The organism is Nocardia sp. NPDC050697 (genome assembly GCF_040654395.1).
Taxonomy (GTDB): domain Bacteria; phylum Actinomycetota; class Actinomycetes; order Mycobacteriales; family Mycobacteriaceae; genus Nocardia.
In genome coordinates this window covers 188,983-213,526 of sequence record NZ_JBFAHY010000004.1, presented here as the reverse complement: position 1 = coordinate 213,526, position 24,544 = coordinate 188,983, and the positions used below count along the sequence as shown (strand labels likewise).

Here is a 24,544-nt window from a genome sequence, read left to right as displayed (position 1 = left end):
ATCCACCTGAGCCAGCTGCGAGAGCGCACCGCCGTAGCGACGGCACCTCGACCTGTCCAACTGAGTTCACCCCCTTCTTCCGCACAACGACAAGGTCATGGCGAACTGCGTCGATAGACGGCAGCTGCGAGCTGTCGGTCATCCTCAGATCATGCCTCACTAGCGAATGAGCATGGGTAGCCGGATCAGGCACCCTCCGCCGCCGACGGTTGCGCCCACTCTTGCCCACTCTGCTGATTGACATCCGCCCAGTTCAGCCCACTTTTTGGCCTGATGATGGTGATCGTCAGCAGTTTTCGCGAGAAGGAGAATCTCATGACTCGATCTGCGGTGTTGCCGATCCGTGCACCATCTGCGCGTACAGCCCGCTTCGCCCGTACCGGAGTCACTACCGCCGTCGCACTGTCCGCACTGCTCGGCGTCACCGGATGCGCGCCGGCTCCTGCGGATACTCCGGCCGGAATCGTCCTCGTCGTTAGCGCCACCAGCGCGGAACCTCGCCCAGCCGTAGCGCATTTGATGGCCGATAAGTTCACCAGCATCGCAAAGCAGTCCAAGCGCCCCGGCGGCGCCACCGTGCACCTCGTCGCCTCCACGACTGGAGAGGCCCGCAGCACCGACCTGACGCCACTTCGGCCGAACGGCCAGGTGCAGCACGCTGCAGCTGGTGCCGAACGCCAGATAGACGCCGCCGTAGCCAAGCTCGGCGATTCGCTGAGCCAGATCACAGCCCCGGTTCCGGGCCTGGCGGTACTGCCGCTACTCGACCGGGCTGCGCAAATCCCGGATGTCGACATTCACGTCCTCTCGTCCGGCATCAGCACGGAAGCCCCGATGGACTTCCGGGTCATCGGCTGGAACACCAACGTGGACAGCGTCATCGACAGCGTCGCCCGACAAGGACAGCTCCCTCGCCTGACTGATCGTCACGTGACTTTTCATGGCCTGGGTATTGCTGGCGGCTCTCAGCCGAGCTTGCCGCCCTTTGCCCGCGCCATCGTCGAACGGGTTTGGGTCGGCATCTGCCAGCGAGCCGGAGCGGCGAGCTGCACTGTCGCCCATGACGCGCCGTCCACAGCGGCACCCGTGGCCACGATGCCCGTGCCAGTCATCCCTGTACCGGAGGCGATCACCGAGGGCGGCTGCCCGGTCTGGCTGAACCTCTCGGATGCGGTGCTGCACTTCGCGGGCGGAAGCGCGGTCCTGTCGGCCAGCGCCGACGAGGCCCTGCGTCCGATCGTGGAGGCCACGACCCGCTGCACCATCCGGTCCATCGACATTATCGGGCACATCGCCGATACCGGCGACGGCGATGACCACGACGACCTGGCCGGTCGCCGCGCCAGCGCAGTGGCAGATCGGCTGATCGCGCTTGGGCTGCCGCCTGCGCTGCTCGGCGCGGTCTCCGGCCACGGCGCCCGGGAGCCGGTGATCTTCAACTTCACCGGCGGCCTCTTCGACGAGTCCAAAGCCGCGGCCAACCGCCGCGTCGAGATCACCTTCCACCAGAACGGCCAGTGATGTCTGCTGACCATCCCCTGATCCCCGAACCCGCCTCCTCCAACCAGAACGGAGACCTCGCCATGACCATCACGCCCTCCACCCAGAGGAATGGGCAGCATCCTGCGTCGCTGCCGCCGAGGACGGTGACGCTGCGCAAGCCCACCGATCCGCCGGCCGCCGCACCGGCGCCGTACACGCGGAGCAAGGTACCGAAGAAGGAGATCGCCACCTCGCTGCTCGGCCGTGGCCCGATTCCGCTGGAGTGGCTGGTGATGGTGCTGGCCCTGGTCGCCGAACAGTGGCGCATCGGCGTCCGGCGCGCGGGCGACGCCTTCAGCAACATGGAAGCCCTGGTGCTCAGCAAGGGCATGGCCGGTGCAGGCAAGGTCCGCGACAAGGGCGCCGAGCAGCTCACCAAGCTGGCCGAGCAGTACCACCGCGCCGAAGCCGAAATCGACGTGATCAACGCCGAACTCGCTCGGCTGGACGAGCAGCCGGTGACCGGCATGAACGGCGAGATCACCAGCGCGAAGAACGCCGGGCAGCGGATGCAGGACGTCTCGGCGACCGTGCAGACCGAGCGCGACGCGGGCAGCCTCAAGCACCGGAGGGTACCGCAGTGGCTGCACCGATTCTCGACCTGGGCGGCGCTGCTGGACTTCCCGGTGCTGCTGTACTTCGTGACGCAGGTGTTCAACGTCGACCTTGTCGGTCTGAGCAGCGGCGACGGTGCTGCGTGGGGTGAGAGCCTGATCCCTCTGATTACCTCGATCGTCTTCGCGCTGCTCGGCACCGCGGCGGTGGCAATCGGCCTGAAGTTCTTCGGCCGCGACCTCAAGGGCTTCAAGGACGAGCACGGCCACATCCTGCTGCCGAAGGGGCAGGCGCGGGCGATCCCGTTGCTGTTCATCGGCTTGGCGACGCTACTGGCCATCGGGGCTGGCATCGTTATGGCCTACCGGATCGTCAGTGACAGCTTGGCCGCTGGCAACGGCATCACCAGCGCACTGATCCTGGGCGTGTTCTTCGCGGTCATCGTGGTCGTGGTGAATGTGGCGGTCTTCGCGGTGTACTACCGCGACGGCTCGCTCCAGACCGACGAGATCGGGCACCTGGCGGCCAAGCTCGCCCCGCATGCCGCCCGTCGGGCCGAGTTGCACCGCAAGCTCGACCAGCTCACGCCCGAACTCGATCTGCTGCGCGCCCGCGGTGAGCGGGTGTACTCCACCACGCTGACCAAGATGGGCGAGGCGATCAAGGGCGCGGATCAGCTGCGGCTGCTCGCGCGGTCCTACCACCAGGGCTGCGGCGCCGAGGCGGAGCTCACCGACCAGCAGGACCGGCCGCTACGCGGTCTGCTGCTGCCGGATGTATCGGTCGATACCTCGCTGCTGGACGGGCTGCTCAAGCAGCTGGAGCCGAGGCCCGACACCAGCAAGAACGAGAACACCATGAGCGGGGAGACCGCGCGGCGCGGTGATGCCGCAACGGCCGCACGGTCCGAGACCGTCGGGTCCGACGACACGGAAGACGACGACCTCGGTGGGGAGTGGTGATCCTATGAGCGACGACCTGAACATGGCCGAGAAGTTCAAGCGCGGCTGCATCAGCGTGCTGGTCGGCACCATCGCTGTCTACTGCGCGATCAGCGTCATCGAGTCCATCTGGCCGACGCTGGCGATCATCATCGGGGTGCTGGGAGTGGTGGCACTGCTGGTCGGCGCGGTCATCCTCTACCGCAAGATGCGTTCCGGCTGGTAGATGAAATGACTGTGGAAAACTGGCGCTCTCCACCCCAGTGGAATGTGTTCGCCCCGCTGTAGTAGTTTCCACAACCTTTCTTTGCAATTGCGTTCACGCAACGCATAGTGGCACTTGAACTTGTTGCGCGAAAGCAACAATGAGTCGCCGACGCGACATTCGCGTCCATTCGAAGAAATCAAGTAATTCATCGAGGAGGAGAGCTATGTCCAAAACAGGAAGAACAAATCATCGCCGCGCCGATCGAGAAGCCAAGCGCCGCAGGGGATCAACCAGCGCCAATCGACACATCACCGTGCGCAGCGAGCAGCGCACCCCGCCTGATCTGTACAAACTCAGCCGCGCGGTGATCGCCATCGCAATGGCAGACGCCGAGGCAGAGAAGAAGGCTGGGAGCGACGGTCCTCGCATCGACGAACCAACGACCGGAAAGGAGGGCACACATGACGACAAATAGCCCCTCCCCCGAGCTCACCGCCGATTCCCTGATCTGGCAGTTGTTGTTCTGGCCGAGCCCATTTCGGGAAGGAGCCGCCACCTCGCTCCTGCGCCACTGGGCCGCCCAGAAACACGCACCGCAGCTCATTCTGGAAGCCCGCGCTACCAGTGACGGGGTCGAGTACCTTGTCGGCAGCCGACTACGACATGCTCACGGCGTTCGGCGCGCCGTCGAGCAGCTGGTCGGCGGCGCGGTGGTGACGCCATTCGATCCGACCGAGCGCGGTGACATCGTCACTGCCCGCCGGATGAGGCTGACCGCGACGGACTGGCCGCTGGAGCCAGTCGACCGGGTTGCCTCCAGCCGCTCCATCCTCTCGGCGCTGACAGCAGTCAAAGCCGGGGAGCGCCTCGTGATCCAGGTTGTGCTCGGGCCCCGCCGCCAGCCCACGTTGCCGCCGGTCGAGCAGCCCCACGGCGGGCACCAATCGACGGCGTCGAAGGTCTGGCACGGGCTACTGCCGGATAAACGCCCGAACGCCCGCCAGGCCCTCGTCCGCAAGCTCGGCCAGCACGGTTTCGCCGCGGTCGTGCGGATCGGCGTCGAGGCCGGCACCGCCGAGCGTCGCAAGTCCCTGCTGCTCGGTCTGGCCGCGGCCATCGGCACGGTGGAAACAGCCGGGGTGCACTTCAAGCTGGCCGAGGAGAAGGCCGGGAAGCTCAACCAGCCCAAGGCCACCTGGTCGATCCTGACCCCAGCTCAGCCGCTCAGCGTGCCGGAGCTGAGTCACCTACTGGCCTGGCCGGTCTCGGACAACCGCGACGACCGGTTTCCCGGGCAGCCACCCGTCCACCCGCGCCCGATTCGCCCCACCACGGCAATCCTCAGTGGTGAACGGGTGATCGCCGAAGCCAACGCGCCGGGCACCTCCGGCACGGTCGGCTACGACGTCCTCGACGCCATGCGCCACAGCTGGGTCATCGGGCCAAACGGCACCGGCAAGTCGACCCTGCTGCTCAACCTGATCGTCCAGGACCTCCAGGCCGGACGGCCGGTGGTGGTGATCGAGCCCAAGGACCTGGTGGCAGACGTTCTAGCTCGGATTCCTGAGCATCGCAAACAGGACGTGGTCCTCCTGGACGCCCTTGATGATGCGCCGGTCGGCATCAACCCGCTGGCGCACAGCGAGGGCCGTACACCGGAGGTGATCGCCGACTCGCTGTTCGGGACCATCCATGCCATCCACGGCGACCTCGGCCCGCGCTCCGCAGACATCCTCCGGAACAGCCTGGAAGTGCTGGCCAAACGTGACGACGCCAGCCTGACCATGCTGCCGCTGCTCCTCACCAATCCCGGGTTCCGCCGGTCGCTGACGCAGCGGGTCATCCGCGACGATCCGTTCGCGGCCGGACCGTTCTGGGCCTGGTTCGACTCATTGTCGCCGGAGGCGGTCGATACCAAGATCGCCCCGCTAAGCAACAAGCTGCGTCCATTACTGACCAGGCAACTCCGAGCCGTGCTGGCCCAGCGCAACCCGAAGTTCAACATCCGCCAGGTGCTGCGGGAAAACAAGGTCCTGCTGGTGCCGCTCCAGAAGGGCGTGATCGGACCGGAAGCAGCGCAGCTGATGGGGGCGATCATCCTGGCCGAGCTCTGGCAGGCGGTTCGGGAGCGAGCAGGCACGCCGGAGGAATCCCGAACGCCGGTGATGGTCTACATCGACGAGGTCCAGGACTACCTGCGCCTGCCGACCGATCTCGGCGACGCCCTGGCTACCGCGCGCAGCTTGCGCGCCGGGTTCCATCTGGCCCACCAGTACCAGAAGCAGCTCCCGCCCGCGATGCTCGACGCCTTCCGCAACAACGCCCGAAGCCGGATCACCTTCCAGCTCCAAGCGGGCGATGCCAAGGACATGGCCACTGGGCAATCCGTCCTCGCCCCAGAGGACTTCGGCGCGCTGCCCGCCCACCACGTCTACGTCAACCTGATGCGCGACAACACCGTGCAGCCGTGGGCCTCGGGCGTGACGCTCCCACCGCCGCCGGTCACCAGCGACCCAGCCGAGATCCGGCACCTCAGTCGCGAACGCTACGGCCAGCCCCTGGACGAGATCGAAGCCGGATTCACTGAACTACTGGAGCAGGTGAGTGGCGGCGCCGACGAGGGAGCTGGCGGTCGACGCCGAAGGAGGCAGGCATGACGGAGAAGTCGTACAGAAGTAGCGGAAGCGACGTAGAAGTCACATCAGTTGGCCGTATTCGTTCCGCTATTCGCTCCGGCCCGACCACGAACTCCCCCTTGACCTTGTCATCCCCCGCCCTGCGGAAGCCGAATGATGGTGCCCATAGGGGCACCACACCACCCCGGCGGTCAGTCCGCGATCTTGGCAAGATCGCCCAGCAACTTAGCGACCGGGACTGGGAGGTGCTCCGTTCGGTTGCCGAGCACCGCTACCTGAGCGTCCCGCATATCCGGGTCCTCCACTTCGGCGAGATGCCCCAAGCCAGCGGTCTGCGCACCACCCAACGGGTACTGGCCCGACTGCGCCGCGACCGCGTACTCGCCAGTTTGCCCGCCCGGATCGGCGGCCACCGCTCCGGAAGCGGTGCCACCATCCACTACGTCGACGAGATTGGCGACCGGCTCCTCCGCCAACAGGCAGAGCGACGCACGCGCCGCCCCTTCCGCGAACCAACGCAGCGGTTCCTTGATCACCAGCTGGGCATCGCCGATGCACATGTTGCTTTCGTGGAGGCCGCCGCCGTCGGTCAGCTCGAACTCCTACGCTGCGAGGTCGAACCCGCCTCCTGGCGGGACTATCTCGGCCTCGGCGGAGCACGACTGACGCTCAAGCCGGACCTCTACGCCGAGATCGCCAGCCCGCCGGGCAGCGACAACGTCGACGCGGCATTCATCGAGATCGACCGCGGCACCGAGAGCATCCCAACCCTGCTGAAGAAGTGCCGCGAGTACGAGTCCTACCGACGCCAGGGCATCGAGCAAGACCGCAGCGACGGAGCCTTCCCGCTCGTCATCTGGAGCATGACCGCCCCCACCCACGCTCGAGCCGAACGACGCCGCATTGCCCTGCGGGAGGCCATCAGGAGGGACCGCAGCTTGCCGGATGGCCTCTTCGTCGCCATCGCCCCGGAGCAGCTCATACAACCCCTACAGAAAGGAACCGAATCATGAAGGAGACCGACGCAACCGACACATCCACACCGGTCAGGCGCTACCGCACCATATTGGCCGACCCGCCCTGGGACATCCTGCAGCAGGGTGACCGTGGCGCCGAACACCACTATCCGCTGATGACCACCGGCCAGATCGAGGCGATGCCCGTCGCCGACCTCGCTGAAGACGACGCCCACCTGTGGCTTTGGGTCACCAACGGCTCGTGGCGGGCCGGATACGACGTCATGACCGCCTGGGGCTTTACGTACCGCTCGCCGCTCACCTGGGTCAAACCCCGCCTGCAGCTCGGCCACTACCTGCGCAACATGACCGAACACGTTCTGTTCGGCACCCGTGGGAAGGCACCGGTCAACTTCCGCGCCCAGCCGACCTGGTTCATGGCTCCCACCCAGGAGCACAGCCACAAGCCCGAGGAGCAGTTCGGCATCATCGAACGGGTCAGCCCCGGGCCGTACCTGGAGCTCTTCGCTCGCCGCCGTCAGCCCGGCTGGGACGTGTGGGGCAACGAGATCGACTCCGACCTCGTGATTCCGGGCTACCCAGTGCCGTCCGACTCCGCCCAACACCGCGCGGACCGCTGAGACCGCCCGGTGCCTACTCGTGACATCCCACTCCGAGCTCAACCGCCGCCTCGTCGGTGTCGTGCGGCCGTTCTCGTGAACACATCGCGTGTTCGCCGGCCGCTCGCACCGAGGAGGAGCGACATGTCCACACCCGACCCGTCGAGCACGGCCAAGGAAATCACCCTGGCCATCCGCATCGACACCGCCCGGCACGCCCAACTCACCTGGATCGCGGAACTGCGCGGCAGCAACCTCAAGCGCGAATGCTTGAAGGCCGTCGATGCCCACATCGAAGCCGCCAAGAACGATCCCGAGCTGATGGCCAAGGCCGACGCCGCCCGCGCGGCGATCGAAGCCGAGGCCCAGGCTCGCCAGGCGGCCATCGCCAACCTGTTCACCGCCACCCAGCCTCCCGAACCCGTACAGACCGACGCGCCCGACGACGGGGGTAGCGGCGAGGGCGACTCAGCGAAGGAGGCACCGCGAAGCACGCGGGGGCGGCGCGGCCAGCAGGCCAGCGAGTAGGAGTCACCGGGTAGCGGGCAGCGTAGCTCGTACTCCCCGACAGGGCCGGGCGGATAGCACATGCAGGCGAGGTCCAGAGAGGACCTCATTGCTATCCGGTCGGCCCGCCACTCCATATTTTTCACGCAGATGCATTACAGCAAATTACTTAATTGTATTTCTGCATTTTATTGTTGCTTTCGTGCAACAAAGGAGTTATGGTCAATGGTAGGGGAAATTGAATAAGGAGAATAGCGAATGAGAGCATCGCACAAAGAAGCGGCAATAGCGATCGGAAAAGCGATCGACGCGCGATGCAAAGAATTGAAGCTCACGCGAGCTGCAATCGCAGCACGATCCGGACTGAGTCGATCGACAATCACACGGATCGCGCAGGGAGTCTTCGTCCCCACGCCAAATAGCCTCATGGCTATCGCGGATGCTATCGAAGTACCGCATGAGGAGCTGTTCAATCTGGCGGGGTGGAGAGATTCGCTCGCAGCAGCCTCTCGCAGGCAAGGTCCCCATGCCCAAATCACGTACCACAATATTCCACGCGAGATCGCACAGGAGATCGACATCGCGATCAACGAAGTGGCAGCGCGCCACAACCTATGCCGGCGACCAAACTGCGCTAAACCAGAGTGTCATCACTGAGCAGGCGGCATCAATATACGACAGCAGCGAGAGGAGGTACCAGAATGAGGAAACAAGAACACAAGTCCGAATCCCCGCGGAGTACCGCACCTCAATGTGGCAACCTCCGACCGGCGCTATTTAGCGAGCTTCGTAAAATCGCCCGAAATGAAACACATCCGATCGGATACGCCGGTACGCTGCGTATTGCACAGCAGCAGGCCGCCCTGCTGCTTGCCGGGCACGGATCAATCGCTCCCGTTCCCATAGAAATCATCTCAAGTCTGCGACGAGTGCGCGTAGAATACCTCGACGATCAACATCTGCCGAGCGCGGGGTTCTGGGACACTTCGGCCCACCGATGGGTTATCCAGGTTTCCTCAAGGCTCGAACTGGCGCAGCGCCGAGTGGCCATCGCGGGTGAGTTCAAACGAATCCTCGACCACCCGGAAGCCACGACTGGCGTCAACGAGTTCGTCGGCCACTTCCTCGTCCCCGGAAAGTTGCTCCGTGAGGCGATCGAAGCCGGTCACACCACGCTCAAAGAGCTCTCAGAATACTTTGACGTGCCCGAGTCTGTAGTCAGCCGACGGCTCCGAGAGGTTGGTCTGAGCCCATGGGATGGAGCGCGGGCCCGGATTGAGATCCACGCCTCCGCGAATCGTCCACAGACGAGCGTGGACAGCGCCTCCAAGGGCAGTGAGCCGCAGTTCCCAGCTGCGGTGTTGTATCTCTCTATTGAGGCCCTGTCTGCTGCCGATAGTGCAGCCGGAGGCAAAGAGCCCATCCAGATCGGGATACAGCGTGAGATTGGAAATCGCCTTGCGGTCGACCGTGGTATGGGAATCGTTAAGGAGTTCGTCGAGACCGGCATACCAGCAGCGAGCCTGCGGCGCCGACCAGTCCTACGGCGGCTGCTGACCTTCCTCGAAAATCACCCCGACATCAGCTACGTGGTGGTACCGGGCCCGGTCCCCTCGATCAGTACTCGCGCTCATGCCGAACTGTTGGTGAACCATCTCAAGCGCCTTCAAGTACGCGTCGTAATCACCGACGAGACCATCGCTACTGCCCCTGAACTATCGATAGAGCCGGGAGTTCTCGCATGACCAAAACGACCGACGCGATCGACATCGCATCCCCAGACTTCGCGCTCGACTTCGCCGTATCCTACCTCCGCGTTTCCAGCAAGAAGCAGATGGACACCGCTCGCGACATCGATCCTGATGGCAACTCCATCGCCACCCAGCGCATCTACGTCGACCGTAAGGCCGGCGCGCTCAACGCCCGCATTATCGAGGAGTTTCTTGATCCCGGCCTGTCGGCGAAGTCGATCGACAAACGCCCCGATTTCCAGCGGATGATGGAGTACCTCCGCGAACATCCCGAGATCAAGTACGTCGTTGTCTATGCCCGCTCACGCGCCTTCCGCAATTACATCGACGCGGCGCTGACCAAACGCCTGCTCGACAAGCTGGACGTCAAACTCATTTCCGCCCGCGAGGATTTCGGTGATGGCATCTACGCTGAGATGATGGAGGCGGTCACCGATATCTTCAACGATGTCCAGATCAAGCTCTCCGGCGAAGACGTGCGCATGAAGATGCGCAACAAGGCCATCAACGGCGGCACCATCGGCGTCGCCAAACTCGGCTACCTCAATGCCCGCGTCGACGTCGGCGGGCGCCTGGTCAACACCATCGAGATCGACCCCGATCGAGCACCGTTAGTACTGCGCGCCTTCGAGCTGTATGCCACCGGTGAATACAGCATGGATTTGCTGGAAGCGACCATGGGCGACCTCGGATTGACCTCACGACGCAGCGGCAAGCCCGTCACCGACGGCACGTTGCACAAGATGCTCTCCGACCCCTACTACCTCGGCTACGTCGTCTACAAGGGCGAACGCTACGAAGGACGCCACCCGGCCATCATCACCCCAGAACTCTTCCATCGTGTGCAGGATGTCCTCGATGCTCGCAGCGCCCGCGGTCAACGCGACCGCGTCCTGACCCACTACCTCAAAGGCGGACTCTTCTGCGACCGCTGCCACCGGGCCGGACGGCACGCTCGCCTGATCTACACCGAAGTCACCAACCGTCACGGCACGCGATACGGCTACTTCCTGTGTCGCGCCCGGCAGGAGGGCTTCTGCGACCTACCGCACCTATCCGCCGCTCTGGTCGAACAAGCCATCTCCGACCACTACCGCACCCTCCAACTACCCGCCGACTTCGCTACCGAGACCCACAGGCGCCTCGAAGCGGCCATCGGGCAGGAGCAGTCAGCCACCCAGGAGATGCACAACAGCCTCAAGAAGCGTCTGCGCGAGATCGAGCAACAAGAGAGCCGACTCATCGAGCTCGCCGCCCACGACACCATGCCGCAAGCCAAGATCCGCGTGCGGCTCTTGGAACTGAGCGAGGAACGAAAGCGCGCCGAGGCCGGGCTCAACGACACCAGCGCCGAACTGCAAGTCGGCGCCCAGGTCCTACGAGACGCGCTGCACCTCGTTGCCGACCCGCATGCGCTCTACCGCGACGCACCCAACAGCGCACGCCGCCATCTCAACCAGACCTTCTACGAGCGGCTCTACCTCGACGACACCACCGTCGCTGACGATGAACTCAGCCCGCTCTTCCAGGAGATCAATGACGCCATGCGCGAGTACATGCGCACCACACCCGGCACGCGCCCACGAACTGCTCGCACGCAGCCGGAGCACACCACCACGCCGGTGCGACAACACGAAGGAAGCCCCCGCGATGCGGAGGCTTCCAGATCAACTACCTTGACCGATCTGCTCACCCTTGCCGATGTTTTTTCGGTCAAGGGTTCGAGTAAACCTGTCATGGTCGGGGTGACAGGATTTGAACCTGCGACCCTCCGCTCCCAAAGCGGATGCGCTACCAAGCTGCGCCACACCCCGTGACCTCGGGCGGCGCCGAGGGATCCGTCCGTGGAGCGGGTGACGGGAATCGAACCCGCACCATCAGCTTGGAAGGCTGAGGTTCTACCATTGAACTACACCCGCAGGCATACGACATCAATGGGATCGCCACGATGTCGTGTGCGAAGCGACTGTACCGAACGGCGGACCGCTTGCGCCAATCACGCGGGCGGGGGCGGGGGCGGCAGGGGGGTTGACGGGCGGGTGGGCAGCGGCGAGCTCGGAAAAATAAACAGCAGTATGTTCCGTGAAATCGCGGCGCTTTCGGGCAATGCGAGCAAACATGGAGGCACGACCCGATCCGGCGGCGCCGGAGAGGGTCGGCCAGCATCGTTGGAGCACCATCGTCAGGGGCAGCATGGGGAGTTCTGCGCACGTCGCCGGGGGCGGAGCCCGGTGCGCGCACCCCCGGCGGCCCGGGGCGGGGGCGAACTCCGCGCATCCGGGGGCGGCGGGGCGCGGGCCGCCGGGTTATGGAGCACGTGCCGCCGGCCCGCGATCGAGCAGCGAACAAAACGCTCCGAAGGTCACGCGGAGGTCACGGTGGTGTCATACTCTCCCCATCGCCATTGCACGGCACCGTGAACCCCGACAACCATTGTCAAGTGGCGTTTTTCGGTGCCGAGTGGCTTGCTAGGATCCTTTTTGCCGGACGGGGGTATCTGGAAAGGGGGCGGTGAGCGTGCACCGAACTCGGTGGACCCGACCGCATAGCAGTGGGCTCTATCGGGGTGACGCGGGTACCCGCGGCACGGGCTTCCACGTCACCCGTCGCCGGTGATCTCGATGTCCACCTTCGAGCCACCGGTCGCCGTCATGGCCAGGGCGTGGGCGCAGGCGATCTGCGCGGAGCCGGGGTCGAGCACGACCGTGCAGCACGCGGAGCCGAAGCTGGCCGAGATCATCCAGCGGCTGCTGTACCTGGCCGGGTCGGAGCCGTTCCCGGTCCGGGAGGCGCGCAGGCTCGGCGCCATGCTGGCCGAGGAGCCCTTCGAGCGCACCCGCATGCTCGCGCAGGCCACCCGCTGGCTGCTCGGCTTCCCGTCGGGCACACCGGGTTCGCTGGTCGCGACGCGCTGGCCGCTGGTCGCCAGCCAGGCCATCGACAGCTACGCGGAGACGCTGCAGAACCGCGCGCTGGCCCAGGAGAAGGAGAAACAGGAGGCGAAGACGTCGCAGCGGGTGCGGGAGATCGCGGCGCTGCAGCACCGGCTGCGGCACGAGGCGACGCACGACGCATTGACCGATCTCGCCAATCGCACCCTGCTATTGGACCGGGTCCGCGCCATCGCCGCCGACCGCGGCAAGGGCATCGGCGTGCTCGTGGTCGACCTGGACCGCTTCAAGCAGATCAACGACGGCTACGGCCACGCGGTGGGCGACGAGGTGCTGGTCGAGCTCTCCCGCAGGCTGCGCGAGGTGAGCACCCCGGAGATGATCATCTGCCGGTACGGCGGCGACGAGTTCGTGCTGGCGGGCAGCGTCTCCCCGACCGCGCTCACCGAGCTCGCGACCGTGATCGTCGGCGCGCTGCGCGAACCGGTGTGGTCCAGCGTGGGGCCGGTGCCGGTCTCGGCGAGCGTCGGCACCGCCTACAACCTGCCGGGCACCCCGTGCGACTTCACCGAGCTGCTGAGCCGCGCGGACGGCGCCATGTACTCGGCGAAGACCGCGGGCGGGCGGCGCTACGCCCCGGCGGAGTCCGGCGGCACCGACATCGACACGGCGGTCGCCGGCTAGCCGGGCTGACAGACCGGGCACCAGAACAGATTTCGCGCCTCCAGGACGGCATGCCGGATGGGCGTGGCGCAGATTCGGCAGGGCTCGCCCTGCCTGCGGTAGACGTAGGTGCGCGGCCGGTCCGGCCCGTAGGCGGGGGCGCCGTGGTCGTCCTCGGGGCGGATGACGACGATCTTGCCGACCCGCACCCCGACCCGCATGAGCGCCACCAGATCCGTCCACATGGCCGCCCACTCCGCCGCGCCCAGCTCGGCGCCGGGGCGGAAGGGCGAGACGCCGTGCCGGAAGAGCAGCTCCGCGCGGTAGATATTGCCGATCCCGGCGACCACCCTCTGATCCATCAGCAGCGCGCCGATCGGCCTGCGCGAGCGGTGCATCCGGTCCAGCGCGCGGGCCGGGTCGGCGCCGCGGCGCAGCGGGTCGGGGCCGAGCCGGTCGGCGAGCGCGGCGACCTCGGCCCGGTTCAGCACCTCGCAGGCGGTGGGGCCGCGCAGGTCGGTGCCGAAACCGGCGGCGCCGACCATGCGCATCCGCACCTGGCCGGTCGGCTCACCCATGGGCAGCGGCAGCTCGGTGAAGACGCCGTACAACCCCAGGTGCACGTGCACGGCGAGCCCGGACTCGTAGTGGTGCAGCAGGTGCTTGCCGTACGCCTCGGCGCGGGTCAGCACCTGGCCGTCGACGAGCGCGGCACCCGCGGCGAAGCGGCCCTGCGGGCTCCGGACCCGCACCGGCGCACCGGCATAGCGCGTCCGGTGCAGCTTCGCGAGCCGGTGCAGGGTGTGCCCCTCCGGCACGGGCTCAGGAGGCGGGCAGCGCCGGGGCGACGCCGGTCTTCTCGTACTCGGCCAGGATGTCGATCCGGCGCTGGTGCCGCTCCTCGTCCGACCACGGGGTGCTGATGAAGGCGTCCACGATGGCCAGCGCCTGCTCGGCGGAGTGCATGCGGCCGCCGATGCCGATGAGCTGGGCGTTGTTGTGCTGGCGGGCGAGCTGCGCGGTCTCGACGCTCCAGGCCAGCGCACAGCGGGCGCCGGGCACCTTGTTGGCGGCGATCTGCTCGCCGTTGCCGCTGCCACCGAAGACCAGGCCGAGGCTGCCCGGATCGGCAACGGTGCGGCGGGCCGCCTCGATGCAGAACGCCGGGTAGTCGTCGAGCGCGTCGTACTCCAGCGCGCCGCAGTCGACGACCTCGTGCCCCGCCTGCTCGAGGTGGGCCTTCACGGTGTTCTTCAGCTCGAAGCCGGCATGGTCGGCACCCAGGTATACGCGCATGGCAGCGATTGTGTCAGGCGCGTTTCCGGGGCCGCACGGGGGCGGGTTCCGGCGATCCTGCCTAGAGTTCTTCCCATGCTGCCGTACCATCCGCCGCCGTCCGCGCCCGCACCGCGCGGGCTCTCGCCCTTCGGCCTGCCCGCCCGGCACACCTGGGAGATCCCGCTGCTGGTCGTGGTGATCGTGGTCACCGTCATCGGCTACCTGATCGCGCTGGCGGTGCTGGTGGCGGGCAGCGTCAACCAGTACGTGCTGCTGATCGCGGGGGCGCCGATCGTGGTGTGGTTCGGCCGCGGCGTGAACTACGCGTCGCAGCGGGTGGGCGCGGTGAAGATGTCGCCGACCCAGTTCCCGGAGGGGTACCGGCTGGTGCAGGAGGCCGCGGCGCGCTTCGGGATGAAGCAGGCGCCGGAGGCGTACGTGCTGCTCGGCAACGGCCAGATCAACGCCTTCGCCTCCGGGCACGGATTCCGGCGGTACGTGGTGGTGTACAGCGACCTGTTCGAGATCGGCGGCGCGGCACGGGAACCGGACGGGCTGGCCTTCATCATCGGGCACGAGGTGGGGCACATCGCCGCCGGGCACGTCTCCTACTGGCGGCAGCTCGGCATGTTCCTCGCCCCGTTCCTCCCGCTGCTCGGCTCCGCGCTGATCCGCGCCCAGGAGTACACGGCGGACAACCACGGGTACTGCAACCGGCACACCGGGGCGCCCGGCGCCATGGGCACGCTGGGGGCGGGCAAGTACCTGAACTCGTCGGTGCGGTTCGACGAGATGGCGGATCGGGCCGCCTCGGAGCGGGCGTTCTTCATCTGGCTGGTGAACGCGCTCTCCTCGCACCCGGTGCTCACCTGGCGGATGTGGGCGCTGCGCGATCGGAGCAGGCACGGGAAGCTGTTCTGGTGGCCGTCGGCGCCGGTGCCGTACGCGCCGGGTTTCCCGCCGCCGTACCGGGCGGTGCCGCTGGACAAGGGCGATGCGCCGTACGGGACGCCGGGTGCTCCCGGACCGTACGACACCGGCGCGCAGCCTCCCGGGCCGTACGTCACCGGCGCGCAACCGGCGCAGCCGCAGCCGTACGGGCCGGGCGATCCCTACGGCAGCGCGTCGGGCGGAGGTCCGTACGGACCCGCGTACGGGGGGCCGTCGTGGAGCGCCGTGCCGCAGGCGGCGCCGCAGTGGGGGCCCGGCAGTGTGCCACCCTCGGCCGCACCGCACGGGGATACCGGCCCGGCAACGCAGTGGGCCCCGCCCCCGAACCCCGCCGCCGAACCGCCCGCGCCCGGCCCGGCGGACAGCACCGGGCCCGGCGGACCGAACCCGGCGAACTAGGACCCGCCGCTCAGTCGAACTCGGGCCCCTCGTGCCTGGTCCGCTTGAGCTCGAAGAAGTGCGGGTAGGCGGCGAGCGCGACGGCACCGTCCCAGACCTTGCCCGCGTCCTCGCCGCGCGGGATGCGGGAGAGCACCGGGCCGAAGAAGGCGACGCCGTTGATGTGGATGGTCGGCGTGCCGACGTCGTCGCCGACCTTGTCCATGCCCGCGTGGTGGCTGGCGCGCAGCGCCTCGTCGTACTCGGTGCTCTGCGCCGCCTCGGCGAGCTCGGCGGGCAGCCCGAGCTCGGCCAGCGAGTCCGCGATCACCGCGGCGAGCGACTCCTCGCGGGTCGGGCGCTCGTACTCGTCCTTGCGCTGGTGGATGCGGGTGCCGAGCGCGGTGTAGAGGTCGGGCAGGATCTCGTCGCCGTGCTTCTGCGCGGCGGCGATCGCCACCCGGACCGGGCCCCACGCGCTCTTCATCATCTCGCGGTACTCGTCGGGCAGGTCCTTGCCCTCGTTCAGCACGGCGAGGCTCATGACGTGGAAGCGGGCGTCGATATCGCGCACCTGCTCCACCTCGAGGATCCAGCGCGAGGTGATCCAGCACCACGGGCACAGCGGGTCGAACCAGAAGTCGGCAACATCCTTGCTCACGGTCGGAGTCCTTCCACAGCCTCGGCAGCGGTGGCGCGCGCCACCCTCTCCCGGAGCAACCACCCCGGCTGCCGAATCGTTCCCGAACCGCGCCGCGATTCCGGAGCCCGCGGGCGACCGGCCGCACTAGGGTGGGCGAGGTCGCCGCCAGGCCCTTCCACCGTGAGGAGTCCGTCATGACCACGGATCGCCGCTTCCTCGTCGTCGGCGCCGGACTCGGCGGCGCCGGTATCGCGAAAGCATTGCGGGACAACGACTTCGACGGCCTGATCACGGTGATCGGGGCCGAAACGCACCTGCCCTACGAGCGACCGCCGCTCTCCAAGGAGCATCTCGCGGGCGACAAGCCCTTCGCCGAGTTCACCGTGGCGCCCGCCGCCTGGTACCGCGATCACCACGTCGAGCTACTGCTCGGCACCGAGGTGACGGCGATCGACCCGGCGGCGCACACCGTCACCCTGCCGGACGATTCCACGCTCACCTACGACAAGCTCGCGCTGGCCACCGGCTCCCGCCCGCGTGCCCTCGACCTGCCGGGCGCGGACGCCCCGAACGTCTACACCCTGCGCACCCTCGACGACTCCGACACGCTGCGCGAGCTCTTCGGCGGGGGCACCCGGCGGCTCGCGGTGATCGGCGCGGGCTGGATCGGGCTCGAGGTGGCCGCCGCGGCGCGCAACGCCGGGGTCGCGGTGACCGTGGTGGAGAACGCCGAGCAGCCGCTGCTCGGCGTGCTCGGCCCGGAGATGGGCGCGGTCTTCGCCGAGCTGCACCGCGAGCACGACGTGGACTTGCGGCTGAACACCGGCGTCGCGGAGATCGTCACCAGGAAGGCGGGCGCGGCCCACGTCGCGACCGGGCTGCGGCTCGACGACGGCGAGGAGATCGAGGCCGACGCCGTGCTGATCGCGGTGGGCGCCGCCCCGGAGATCGGGCTGGCCGAGGCCGCCGGGCTCGACACCGAGCACGGGGTCCTGGTCGACGAGCACCTGCGCACCAGCGACCCGGATATCGTCGCGGTCGGCGATATCGCCGAGCAGCAGCACCCGGTGCTCGGCGCGCGGATCCGGGTGGAGCACTGGGCCACCGCGCTGAACCAGCCGGAGGTCGCGGCCGCGACCATGCTCGACCGCGAGGCGAGCTACGACCGGATTCCGTACTTCTTCACCGACCAGTACGACCTCGGCATGGAGTACACCGGCTACGTCGCCCGCGGCGCCGCGGAGCGGGTGGTGGTCAGGGGCGATACCGCGGCCCGGGAGTTCGTCGCCTTCTGGCTGGACGGCGAGAACCGGGTGCTGGCCGGGATGAACGTCAATGTCTGGGATGTCACCGACCGGATCCGCGAGCTGGTCGTCGCGGGCGAGCCGGTCGATCCGGAGCGGCTGGCGGACACCTCCGCCGAGCTGTGACCGCCACTGTGTCGAGCGGGCGCGATCGGCTCCGACCATGCTGTGAGCGCGCCCGCCGGGCGCCCGCACCGAGGAGCATCCCGTGAAGTACATGCTGTTGAAGTCGCACCGCCCCGCCGCCTACTGCGACACCCCGCTGCCCGAGTGGGAGCCCGCCGATATCGCCGCGCACATCGACTTCCAGCAGACGCTGGCCGCGCAGCTCGCCGCCGCCGGTGAGCTGGTCGACGCGCAGGGGCTGGCCGGGCCGGACCAGGCGCTGGTGGTGCACGCCGACGGCCGCACCGCGCCGGTAGTGACCGACGGGCCGTTCCCGGAGACCAAGGAGTTCCTCGCCGGATTCCTGGTGGTCGACGTGCCGAGCCGGGAGCGGGCGGTGGAGATCGCGGCGCGGATGTCGGCCGCGCCGGGCCCCGGTGGCGAGCCGATCGGGGAGTTCATCGAGGTGCGCGCGGTGATGTCCGCGCCGCCGCGGTGAGGGAAGGGCGGCCGCCCGAGGTCGAACTGCTGCTGCGGGAGCTCGCCCCGCAGGTGCTCGGCGTGCTCGCCCGGCGCTCCGGCGATTTCGGCGCCGCCGAGGACGCGGTGCAGGAGGCGCTGATCGCGGCCGCCGCCCAGTGGCCCGCCGACGGGCTGCCGGAGAGTCCGCGCGGCTGGCTGCTCCGGGTGGCGCAGCGGCGGCTCACCGATACGGTGCGCGCCGAGATTGCGCGGCGCAGGCGCGAGGAGACCGTCGTCGACCGCGAGGTCACCGACGCCGAGGTGTCCGCGCGCGACGACACCCTCGCCATGTACGTGCTCTGCTGCCATCCGGCGCTGCCGGAGGCCGCGGCGGTCGCGCTCACGCTGCGGGCGGTCGGCGGGCTGGAGACGAGAGCGATCGCCGCGGCGTTCCTGGTGCCGGAGGCGACCATGGCGCAGCGCATCGCCCGCGCCAAGAAGAAGCTCGCCGGGCTGCCGTTCATCCGGCCGGAGCCCGCCGAGTGGCGGGAGCGGCTGGAGCCGGTGCTGCGGGTGCTGTACGTGATCTTCACCGAGGGCCACACCGCCAGCGCGGGCGCCGAGCTGCACCGCGCGGACCTGGCCGCCGAGGCGATCCGGCTGACCCGCGCCCTGCACCGGCTGCTGCCGGACGACCCCGAGATCACCGGGCTGCTCGCGCTCCTGCTGCTCACCGATGCCAGGCGGGGTGCCCGCACCGGGCCGCACGGTGAGCTGATCCCGCTGGCCGAGCAGGACCGGGGGCGCTGGGATCGCGCCATGATCGGCGAGGGTGTCCGGCTGGCGACCGCGGCGATCGGCGCCGGGCTGGCGGGGCCGTACCGGATCCAGGCGGCGGTGGCGGCGCTGCACGCGCAGGCGCTGCGGGTCGCCGAGACCGACTGGGCGGGGATTCTGGCGCTCTACACCATGCTGGAGCGGGTGGCGCCGAGTCCGGTGGTCACGCTGAACCGGGCGGTCGCGGTGGCCATGGTGGACGGCCCGGCGGCCGGGCTGGCGGCGACCGAGGGGCTGGAGCCGGCCTTCGCCACCAGCCACCGGCTGGACGCGGTACGCGGGCACCTGCGCGAACTCGCCGGTGACACCGCCCGCGCGGTCGCGCACTACGACGCGGCCGCGGCGAAGACCACCAGCACCCCCGAGCGCGACTACCTCACGCTGCGCGCCGCCCGGCTGCGGCATACTGCTGGACCGTGAGCGAAACGTTCAGCGCCGGCGTGCTGCTGTACCGGGAGTCGGGGGCTGGCGCCGAGGTGCTGCTCGGGCACATGGGCGGCCCCTTCTGGGCGAAGAAGGACGCGAGCGCCTGGACGCTGCCCAAGGGCGAGTACGACCCGGAGGGCGAGGACCCGAAGGCCGCCGCCGCGCGGGAATTCACCGAGGAACTGGGGCTCCCGGTGCCCGAGGGCGAGTGGAGCCCGCTCGGCGCGGTGCGCTACCGCAGCGGGCGCAACCACAAGAACCTGACGGCCTGGGCGGTGCGCGGTGAGCTGGACCCGGCGGCGATCGTGCCGGGCACCTTCGACCTGGAGTGGCCGCCGCGCTCCGGGACGATCACCGCGTTCCCGGAGCTGGACCGGGTCGAGTGGTTCGACCTGGCGGCCGCGCGGGAGAAGCTCGGCGCCGGGCCGCGGCCGTTCCTGGACCGGCTCGCGCGGCACCTCGGCGACGAGCCGAGCTGATCCCCGGCCCGCGAGCCGGTGCTCCGGTCAGGCCGGGACGCCCGCCCAGGTGCGGCCGGTCACCAACTCGTACGCCTGCACGTACTTGGCCCGCGTCGCCTCGACGATATCGGCCGGGATCTCCGGCCCGGGCGGCTCTTTGTCCCACCCGGTGGAGGTGGCCCAGTCCCGCACGAACTGCTTGTCGAAGGAGCGCTGCGGGCGCCCCGGCTCCCACTCGGCGGCGGGCCAGAAACGGGAGGAGTCCGAGGTCAGGACCTCGTCACCGAGGGTGAGAACGTCACCGTCCCAGCCGAACTCGACCTTGGTGTCGGCCACGATCACCCCGCGCTCGGCGGCGTGCGCGGCGCCGCGCGCGTAGATGTCCAGGGTCAGGTCGCGCAGCCGCTCGGCGACCTCGCGGCCCTCCTGGTCCACCACCTCGGCGAAGGTCAGGAACTCGTCGTGCCCGGTGTCGGAGATCTTGGTGGTGGGGGTGAAGATCGGCTCCGGCAGCCTGTCGCCCTCGCGGAGCCCGGCAGGCAGCTTCACCCCGGAGACGGCGCCGTCGCGCTGGTACTCGCGCAGCCCCATGCCGACCAGGTAGCCGCGGGCGATGCACTCCACCTGGACCATGCGCAGCGGCTTGACCCGGATGGCCCGCCCGGCGAACTCGGCGGGGACGTCGGTGGTGGAGAGCACGTGGTTCGGGATGTCGCCGAAGAATTCGAACCACCAGTTCGAGAGCTGCGTGAGCAGCGCGCCCTTCTCCGGGATCGGCGTCGGCAGCGACACGTCGTAGACCGAGACCCGATCGGAGGCGACCAGCAGCAGGGTGTCGCCGTCCTCGTACAGATCCCTGACCTTCCCGGCGTGCACGTGCTTCACTCGGACCTCCGTCGCAGGTTGATGACCCCACCATATTTCGTAGGGTGAAAACTACAGACCGTGGCATCGTTGCCGTCACCCGAACCCAGAAGGAGCGCTGTGTCCGCACCCAACCTGACCCGCGACCAGGCGATCGAGCGCGCCGCGGTGGTGCAGGTCGAGAACTACCGCATCGACCTCGACCTGACCGACGGCGCGGGCAAACCGGGTGAGGGAACGTTCCGCTCCCACACCACGATCACCTTCACCGCGACCCCGGGTGCGAGCACCTTCGCCGACATCGTCGCCCGCACGGTGCGCTCCGCCACGCTGAACGGCACCGCGCTCGACGTGAGCGGCTACGACGAGGCCACCGGCATCGCGCTGACCGGCCTGGCCGAGCGGAACGAGCTGGTGGTCGAGGCGGACTGCGAGTACTCGCACACCGGCGAGGGGCTGCACCGCTTCGTCGACCCCGCCGACGGCAGCGTCTACCTGTACTCGCAGTTCGAGACGGCCGACGCCAAGCGCATGTTCGCCTGCTTCGACCAGCCGGACCTCAAGGCCACCTTCGACGTCACCGTCACCGCCCCCACCGACTGGCAGGTCATCTCCAACGGCGCCGCCGCCGCGCGGGAGAGCGCCGCGCCCGGCACCCACGTCTTCGCCACCACCCCGCGCATGAGCACCTACCTGGTGGCGCTGATCGCCGGGCCGTACGCGCAGTGGACCGACGCCTACACCGACGAGCACGGCACCATCCCGCTCGGCATCTACTGCCGCTCCTCGCTCGCCGACTTCATGGACGCCGAGCGGCTCTTCACCGAGACCAAGCAGGGTTTCGCCTTCTACCACGAGAACTTCGGCGTGCCCTACGCCTTCGGCAAGTACGACCAGCTCTTCGTGCCGGAGTTCAACGCGGGCGCCATGGAGAACGCGGGCGCCGTCACCTTCCTGGAGGACTACGTCTTCCGCTCCAAGGTGACCCGGGCCTCCTACGAGCGCCGCGCCGAGACCGTGCTGCACGAGATGGCGCACATGTGGTTCGGCGACCTGGTCACCATGAAGTGGTGGGACGACCTGTGGCTGAACGAGTCCTTCGCCACCTTCGCCTCGGTGCTCTGCCAGGCCGAGGCCACCGAGTACAAGAGCGCCTGGACCACCTTCGCCAATGTGGAGAAGTCGTGGGCGTACCGGCAGGACCAGCTGCCGTCGACGCACCCGATCGCCGCCGACATCCCGGACCTGGCCGCGGTGGAGGTGAACTTCGACGGCATCACCTACGCCAAGGGCGCCAGCGTGCTCAAGCAGCTCGTCGCCTACGTGGGGCTGGAGCCGTTCCTGGCCGGGCTGCGCGCCTACTTCGCCGACCACGCCTACGGCAATGCCACCTTCGACGATCTGCTGGCCGCGCTGGAGAAGTCGTCCGGGCGCGATCTCTCCGGCTGGGGCGCGCAGTGGCTCAAGACCACCGGGCTGAATATCCTGCGGCCGGAGTTCGAGGTCGGCGCGGACGGCGCCTTCACCGCCTTCGCGGTGGTGCAGGAGGGCGCCGCGCCGGGCGCGGGCGAGCAGCGGGTGCACCGGCTCGCCATCGGCGTCTACGACGAGCAGGACGGCAAGCTGGTCCGCACCACCCGGATCGAGCTGGATCTGGAGGCGGCCGAGCGCACCGAGGTGCCGCAGCTCATCGGGGTCCCGCGCGGGAAGTTCGTGCTGGTCAACGATGACGACCTGACCTACTGCTCGGTGCGGCTGGATCCGGATTCGCTGGAGGTGCTGGTCAATCGGATCGCCGATATCGCCGAGCCGCTGCCGCGCACGCTGGCCTGGTCGGCGGCCTGGGAGATGACCAGGCAGGCCGAGTTCAAGGCGCGCGATTTCGTGGCGCTGGTGCAGCGCGGGGTCGGCGCGGAGTCCGAGATCGGCGTGGTGCAGCGGCTGCTCATGCAGGCGCACGCGGCGCTGGCCTCCTACGCCGAGCCGGAGTGGGCGAGCGGCACCGGCTGGCCGGAGTTCGCCAACCGGCTGCTGGAGCTGGCGCGGGAGGCCGAGCCGGGCTCGGATCACCAGCTCGCCTTCGTCAACGCGCTGGCCGCGGCGCGGCTCTCGGCCTGGCACACCGAGGTGCTGCGCGAGCTGCTGGACGGCGACCCGGCCGGGGTCGGGCTGCCCGGGCTGCTCGTCGACACCGATCTGCGCTGGCGGATCGTGGCGGCGCTGGCGGCGGCGGGCGAGCTCGACGCCGACGGCACCGAGTCCCCCGCCATCGACAAGGAGCTGGCGAACGATCCCACCGCGGCGGGCAAGCGGCAGGCGGCGGCCGCCGCGGCGGCGCGGCCGATCGCCGAGGTCAAGGCGCAGGCGTGGGCGACCGTCATGGAGGACGACACGGTGCCGAACATCACCGCGCGGGCCATTGTCGGCGGGTTCGCGCCGACCGGGCAGGGTGAGCTGGTCGCGCCGTACCTCGATCGGTACTTCGGCGATATCGCCGGGGTGTGGGAGCGGCGCTCCAGTGAGGTCGCGCAGACCGTGGTGGTGGGGCTGTACCCGTCCTGGGTGATCAGCGAGGAGGCGGTCGCCAAGGCGGACGAGTTCCTGGCGGGTGAGCACCCGCCGGCGCTGTATCGGCTGGTCAGCGAGGGGAAGGCCGGCGTCGAGCGCGCCCTGCGCGCCCGCGCCTTCGACCAGGGGTAGAACGAAACGCGTTCGGCGCGGTCCTATCGGACCGCGCCGAACGCGGAGAAACGGTGCTGCGCACCGCGGCCGGGCCGCCGCGCGACCCGGTGCGGCTGGCCTGGCCGGGCGCGGTAGCGCCGGAACCTGCGGCCGCGTCAGCGGCCGATGGCCGCCGCCATGACGCGGACTGCGGAGACGAGACCGTCGATCAACTGCCCCTGGCGGAACGAGCTGGAGGCGGCGGTGACGCCGAGCTGGCAGACCCGGTCGTTGGCCCGGTCCTCGATCTCGTGCCCGGAGCGCACCTCGATGGCGCGGTCGTTGGGCGAGACGGCGATGAGCACGGCGCGCTCGGCGTCGGGGACGGTCGGGAGGAGCGCGTCGGCGCCGGCCGCCGGATCGCCGCCGAGATCACCGATGAAGACGGTGAACCGGACCCCGGTGGCCCTGGTCGCCTCGGTGAGGGCGTTGTCCAGCGCGACCCGCTCGTGGTCGGAGAACGGCGGCCTGCGGAACTCGGTGCCGGGCTCGTGCACCCCGGAGACCCGCCCGCTGCTGGTCAGCGCGAACCCGTGCGGCAGGTCGGTCTCGACCACCGCGGGCCACTTAGAACTTGCCACTTGCCCGGCCTCCGATCAGTTCCGCGGCGGCACCGTGCCCACCGTGGTGCCCGTGCCCGATCACCTCGTCGGTGGCACTCCACAGCACCGGATCCTGCGTCCACGGCTGACCGAGTTCGTAGTGCACCGGCTTCTCGCCGGGCAGCGGCTTGCCGAGGTACGACAGGCCGGCGATCGCACCGTAGATCACCAGCGGAACGCCGCCGAAAATCAGCACAGTCTCGAGAATGCTCACCGACCCAAGATATCCGATCCTGTGTAGT

At 68.7% G+C, this 24,544-nt stretch carries 24 protein-coding genes, 2 tRNA genes and 2 pseudogenes; 18 read left to right on the top strand and 10 right to left on the bottom strand.

The genetic code is table 11. From position 1 onward, the window contains the following. Window positions 1-273 precede the first annotated feature (273 nt). The 11 genes and pseudogenes from AB0H71_RS16545 to AB0H71_RS16495 form a co-directional block, all read left to right on the top strand. Complete coding sequence (locus AB0H71_RS16545; RefSeq protein WP_357020946.1) at window positions 274-1,521, top strand: OmpA family protein; 1,248 nt, start codon at window positions 274-276, stop codon at window positions 1,519-1,521. A 62-nt stretch (window positions 1,522-1,583) separates the two neighbouring features. After that, window positions 1,584-3,059: a hypothetical protein gene (locus AB0H71_RS16540; protein ID WP_357020943.1), complete on the top strand. Its 1,476-nt coding sequence runs from the start codon at window positions 1,584-1,586 to the stop codon at window positions 3,057-3,059. A gap of 4 nt (window positions 3,060-3,063) precedes the next feature. After that, window positions 3,064-3,264, top strand: a complete 201-nt coding sequence (locus tag AB0H71_RS16535; protein WP_357020940.1) for a hypothetical protein — start codon at window positions 3,064-3,066, stop codon at window positions 3,262-3,264. 205 nt (window positions 3,265-3,469) lie between these two features. After that, window positions 3,470-3,721: a hypothetical protein gene (locus AB0H71_RS16530; RefSeq protein ID WP_357020937.1), complete on the top strand. Its 252-nt coding sequence runs from the start codon at window positions 3,470-3,472 to the stop codon at window positions 3,719-3,721. Further along, window positions 3,708-5,903: a type IV secretory system conjugative DNA transfer family protein gene (locus tag AB0H71_RS16525; RefSeq protein ID WP_357020934.1), complete on the top strand. Its 2,196-nt coding sequence runs from the start codon at window positions 3,708-3,710 to the stop codon at window positions 5,901-5,903. Before AB0H71_RS16530 ends, AB0H71_RS16525 begins: the two co-directional genes overlap by 14 nt. Next, window positions 5,900-6,895 (top strand): replication-relaxation family protein, encoded by a 996-nt coding sequence (locus AB0H71_RS16520; protein WP_357020931.1) that lies wholly within the window; start codon window positions 5,900-5,902, stop codon window positions 6,893-6,895. Before AB0H71_RS16525 ends, AB0H71_RS16520 begins: the two co-directional genes overlap by 4 nt. Continuing rightward, complete coding sequence (locus tag AB0H71_RS16515; protein WP_357020928.1) at window positions 6,892-7,479, top strand: MT-A70 family methyltransferase; 588 nt, start codon at window positions 6,892-6,894, stop codon at window positions 7,477-7,479. Before AB0H71_RS16520 ends, AB0H71_RS16515 begins: the two co-directional genes overlap by 4 nt. 123 nt (window positions 7,480-7,602) lie before the next feature. After that, window positions 7,603-7,986 (top strand): hypothetical protein, encoded by a 384-nt coding sequence (locus tag AB0H71_RS16510; RefSeq protein WP_357020925.1) that lies wholly within the window; start codon window positions 7,603-7,605, stop codon window positions 7,984-7,986. 237 nt (window positions 7,987-8,223) lie between these two features. Next, window positions 8,224-8,622 carry a helix-turn-helix transcriptional regulator gene (locus AB0H71_RS16505; protein ID WP_357020922.1) on the top strand — a complete coding sequence of 133 codons (399 nt, stop codon included), beginning with the start codon at window positions 8,224-8,226 and terminating at the stop codon, window positions 8,620-8,622. Between the two features lie 44 nt (window positions 8,623-8,666). After that, complete coding sequence (locus tag AB0H71_RS16500) at window positions 8,667-9,710, top strand: ImmA/IrrE family metallo-endopeptidase (protein WP_357020920.1); 1,044 nt, start codon at window positions 8,667-8,669, stop codon at window positions 9,708-9,710. Next, window positions 9,707-10,519, top strand: a pseudogene (locus AB0H71_RS16495) (recombinase family protein); the annotation flags it as partial. The gene AB0H71_RS16500 and the pseudogene AB0H71_RS16495, both read left to right, overlap by 4 nt. On the opposite strand, the gene AB0H71_RS16490 reads toward AB0H71_RS16495, so the two are convergent. The 4 genes from AB0H71_RS16490 to AB0H71_RS16475 form a co-directional block, all read right to left on the bottom strand. After that, window positions 10,415-10,654 carry a hypothetical protein gene (locus AB0H71_RS16490; protein WP_357020917.1) on the bottom strand — a complete coding sequence of 80 codons (240 nt, stop codon included), beginning with the start codon at window positions 10,652-10,654 and terminating at the stop codon, window positions 10,415-10,417. The pseudogene AB0H71_RS16495 and the gene AB0H71_RS16490 sit on opposite strands and share 105 nt — an antisense overlap. 231 nt (window positions 10,655-10,885) lie before the next feature. Further along, a complete protein-coding gene (locus AB0H71_RS16485; protein ID WP_357020914.1) occupies window positions 10,886-11,077 on the bottom strand; it encodes a hypothetical protein in 192 nt (63 codons plus the stop codon). A gap of 376 nt (window positions 11,078-11,453) precedes the next feature. Then, a tRNA-Pro gene (locus tag AB0H71_RS16480) sits at window positions 11,454-11,530 on the bottom strand. A 31-nt stretch (window positions 11,531-11,561) separates the two neighbouring features. Beyond that, window positions 11,562-11,635, bottom strand: a tRNA-Gly gene (locus tag AB0H71_RS16475). Window positions 11,636-12,337: 702 nt separating this feature from the next. Between AB0H71_RS16475 and AB0H71_RS16470 the strand changes: the two genes are divergently transcribed. Next, window positions 12,338-13,291 (top strand): GGDEF domain-containing protein, encoded by a 954-nt coding sequence (locus AB0H71_RS16470; RefSeq protein WP_357020911.1) that lies wholly within the window; start codon window positions 12,338-12,340, stop codon window positions 13,289-13,291. Here AB0H71_RS16470 and AB0H71_RS16465 read toward each other — a convergent pair. Next, a complete protein-coding gene (locus tag AB0H71_RS16465; RefSeq protein ID WP_357020909.1) occupies window positions 13,288-14,088 on the bottom strand; it encodes a DNA-formamidopyrimidine glycosylase family protein in 801 nt (266 codons plus the stop codon). The genes AB0H71_RS16470 and AB0H71_RS16465 overlap by 4 nt on opposite strands. Before the next feature lie 4 nt (window positions 14,089-14,092). Next, window positions 14,093-14,566 carry a ribose-5-phosphate isomerase gene (locus AB0H71_RS16460; RefSeq protein ID WP_357020906.1) on the bottom strand — a complete coding sequence of 158 codons (474 nt, stop codon included), beginning with the start codon at window positions 14,564-14,566 and terminating at the stop codon, window positions 14,093-14,095. A 75-nt stretch (window positions 14,567-14,641) separates the two neighbouring features. Between AB0H71_RS16460 and AB0H71_RS16455 the strand changes: the two are divergent. Then, a pseudogene (locus tag AB0H71_RS16455) lies at window positions 14,642-15,469 on the top strand (M48 family metallopeptidase); the annotation flags it as partial. A 439-nt stretch (window positions 15,470-15,908) separates the two neighbouring features. Here AB0H71_RS16455 and AB0H71_RS16450 read toward each other — a convergent pair. Then, complete coding sequence (locus AB0H71_RS16450; RefSeq protein ID WP_357020902.1) at window positions 15,909-16,538, bottom strand: DsbA family protein; 630 nt, start codon at window positions 16,536-16,538, stop codon at window positions 15,909-15,911. Between the two features lie 176 nt (window positions 16,539-16,714). Between AB0H71_RS16450 and AB0H71_RS16445 the strand changes: the two genes are divergently transcribed. The 4 genes from AB0H71_RS16445 (at window position 16,715) to AB0H71_RS16430 (ending at window position 20,133) form a co-directional block, all read left to right on the top strand. Beyond that, window positions 16,715-17,950, top strand: a complete 1,236-nt coding sequence (locus tag AB0H71_RS16445) for an FAD-dependent oxidoreductase (protein ID WP_357020899.1) — start codon at window positions 16,715-16,717, stop codon at window positions 17,948-17,950. Between the two features lie 82 nt (window positions 17,951-18,032). Next, on the top strand, window positions 18,033-18,428 hold the full coding sequence (locus tag AB0H71_RS16440; RefSeq protein ID WP_357020896.1) for a YciI family protein: 396 nt from the start codon (window positions 18,033-18,035) through the stop codon (window positions 18,426-18,428). Next, window positions 18,425-19,648: a DUF6596 domain-containing protein gene (locus tag AB0H71_RS16435; RefSeq protein WP_357020894.1), complete on the top strand. Its 1,224-nt coding sequence runs from the start codon at window positions 18,425-18,427 to the stop codon at window positions 19,646-19,648. The genes AB0H71_RS16440 and AB0H71_RS16435 overlap by 4 nt, the downstream gene beginning before the upstream one ends. Continuing rightward, window positions 19,645-20,133, top strand: a complete 489-nt coding sequence (locus tag AB0H71_RS16430) for an NUDIX domain-containing protein (protein WP_357020891.1) — start codon at window positions 19,645-19,647, stop codon at window positions 20,131-20,133. The genes AB0H71_RS16435 and AB0H71_RS16430 overlap by 4 nt, the downstream gene beginning before the upstream one ends. Before the next feature lie 27 nt (window positions 20,134-20,160). Here AB0H71_RS16430 and AB0H71_RS16425 read toward each other — a convergent pair whose 3' ends face one another. Next, on the bottom strand, window positions 20,161-21,000 hold the full coding sequence (locus tag AB0H71_RS16425) for a phosphoribosylaminoimidazolesuccinocarboxamide synthase (RefSeq protein ID WP_357020888.1): 840 nt from the start codon (window positions 20,998-21,000) through the stop codon (window positions 20,161-20,163). 99 nt (window positions 21,001-21,099) lie between these two features. On the opposite strand from AB0H71_RS16425, the gene pepN reads away from it, so the two are divergent. Next, on the top strand, window positions 21,100-23,679 hold the full coding sequence (gene pepN, locus AB0H71_RS16420) for an aminopeptidase N (protein ID WP_357020885.1): 2,580 nt from the start codon (window positions 21,100-21,102) through the stop codon (window positions 23,677-23,679). Between the two features lie 137 nt (window positions 23,680-23,816). Here pepN and AB0H71_RS16415 read toward each other — a convergent pair whose 3' ends face one another. After that, a complete protein-coding gene (locus tag AB0H71_RS16415; protein WP_357020882.1) occupies window positions 23,817-24,281 on the bottom strand; it encodes a DUF5130 domain-containing protein in 465 nt (154 codons plus the stop codon). After that, a complete protein-coding gene (locus AB0H71_RS16410; RefSeq protein WP_357020879.1) occupies window positions 24,268-24,516 on the bottom strand; it encodes a hypothetical protein in 249 nt (82 codons plus the stop codon). Before AB0H71_RS16410 ends, AB0H71_RS16415 begins: the two co-directional genes overlap by 14 nt. Window positions 24,517-24,544: the final 28 nt, after the last annotated feature.

Coding starts and splice junctions, on each gene's coding strand:
- AB0H71_RS16545 (WP_357020946.1), top strand. CDS start 274: ATGATGGTGATCGTCAGCAGTTTTCGCGAGAAGGAGAATCTCATGACT.
- AB0H71_RS16540 (WP_357020943.1), top strand. CDS start 1,584: ATGACCATCACGCCCTCCACCCAGAGGAATGGGCAGCATCCTGCGTCG.
- AB0H71_RS16535 (WP_357020940.1), top strand. CDS start 3,064: ATGAGCGACGACCTGAACATGGCCGAGAAGTTCAAGCGCGGCTGCATC.
- AB0H71_RS16530 (WP_357020937.1), top strand. CDS start 3,470: ATGTCCAAAACAGGAAGAACAAATCATCGCCGCGCCGATCGAGAAGCC.
- AB0H71_RS16525 (WP_357020934.1), top strand. CDS start 3,708: ATGACGACAAATAGCCCCTCCCCCGAGCTCACCGCCGATTCCCTGATC.
- AB0H71_RS16520 (WP_357020931.1), top strand. CDS start 5,900: ATGACGGAGAAGTCGTACAGAAGTAGCGGAAGCGACGTAGAAGTCACA.
- AB0H71_RS16515 (WP_357020928.1), top strand. CDS start 6,892: ATGAAGGAGACCGACGCAACCGACACATCCACACCGGTCAGGCGCTAC.
- AB0H71_RS16510 (WP_357020925.1), top strand. CDS start 7,603: ATGTCCACACCCGACCCGTCGAGCACGGCCAAGGAAATCACCCTGGCC.
- AB0H71_RS16505 (WP_357020922.1), top strand. CDS start 8,224: ATGAGAGCATCGCACAAAGAAGCGGCAATAGCGATCGGAAAAGCGATC.
- AB0H71_RS16500 (WP_357020920.1), top strand. CDS start 8,667: ATGAGGAAACAAGAACACAAGTCCGAATCCCCGCGGAGTACCGCACCT.
- AB0H71_RS16470 (WP_357020911.1), top strand. CDS start 12,338: ATGTCCACCTTCGAGCCACCGGTCGCCGTCATGGCCAGGGCGTGGGCG.
- AB0H71_RS16460 (WP_357020906.1), bottom strand. CDS start 14,566: ATGCGCGTATACCTGGGTGCCGACCATGCCGGCTTCGAGCTGAAGAAC.
- AB0H71_RS16445 (WP_357020899.1), top strand. CDS start 16,715: ATGACCACGGATCGCCGCTTCCTCGTCGTCGGCGCCGGACTCGGCGGC.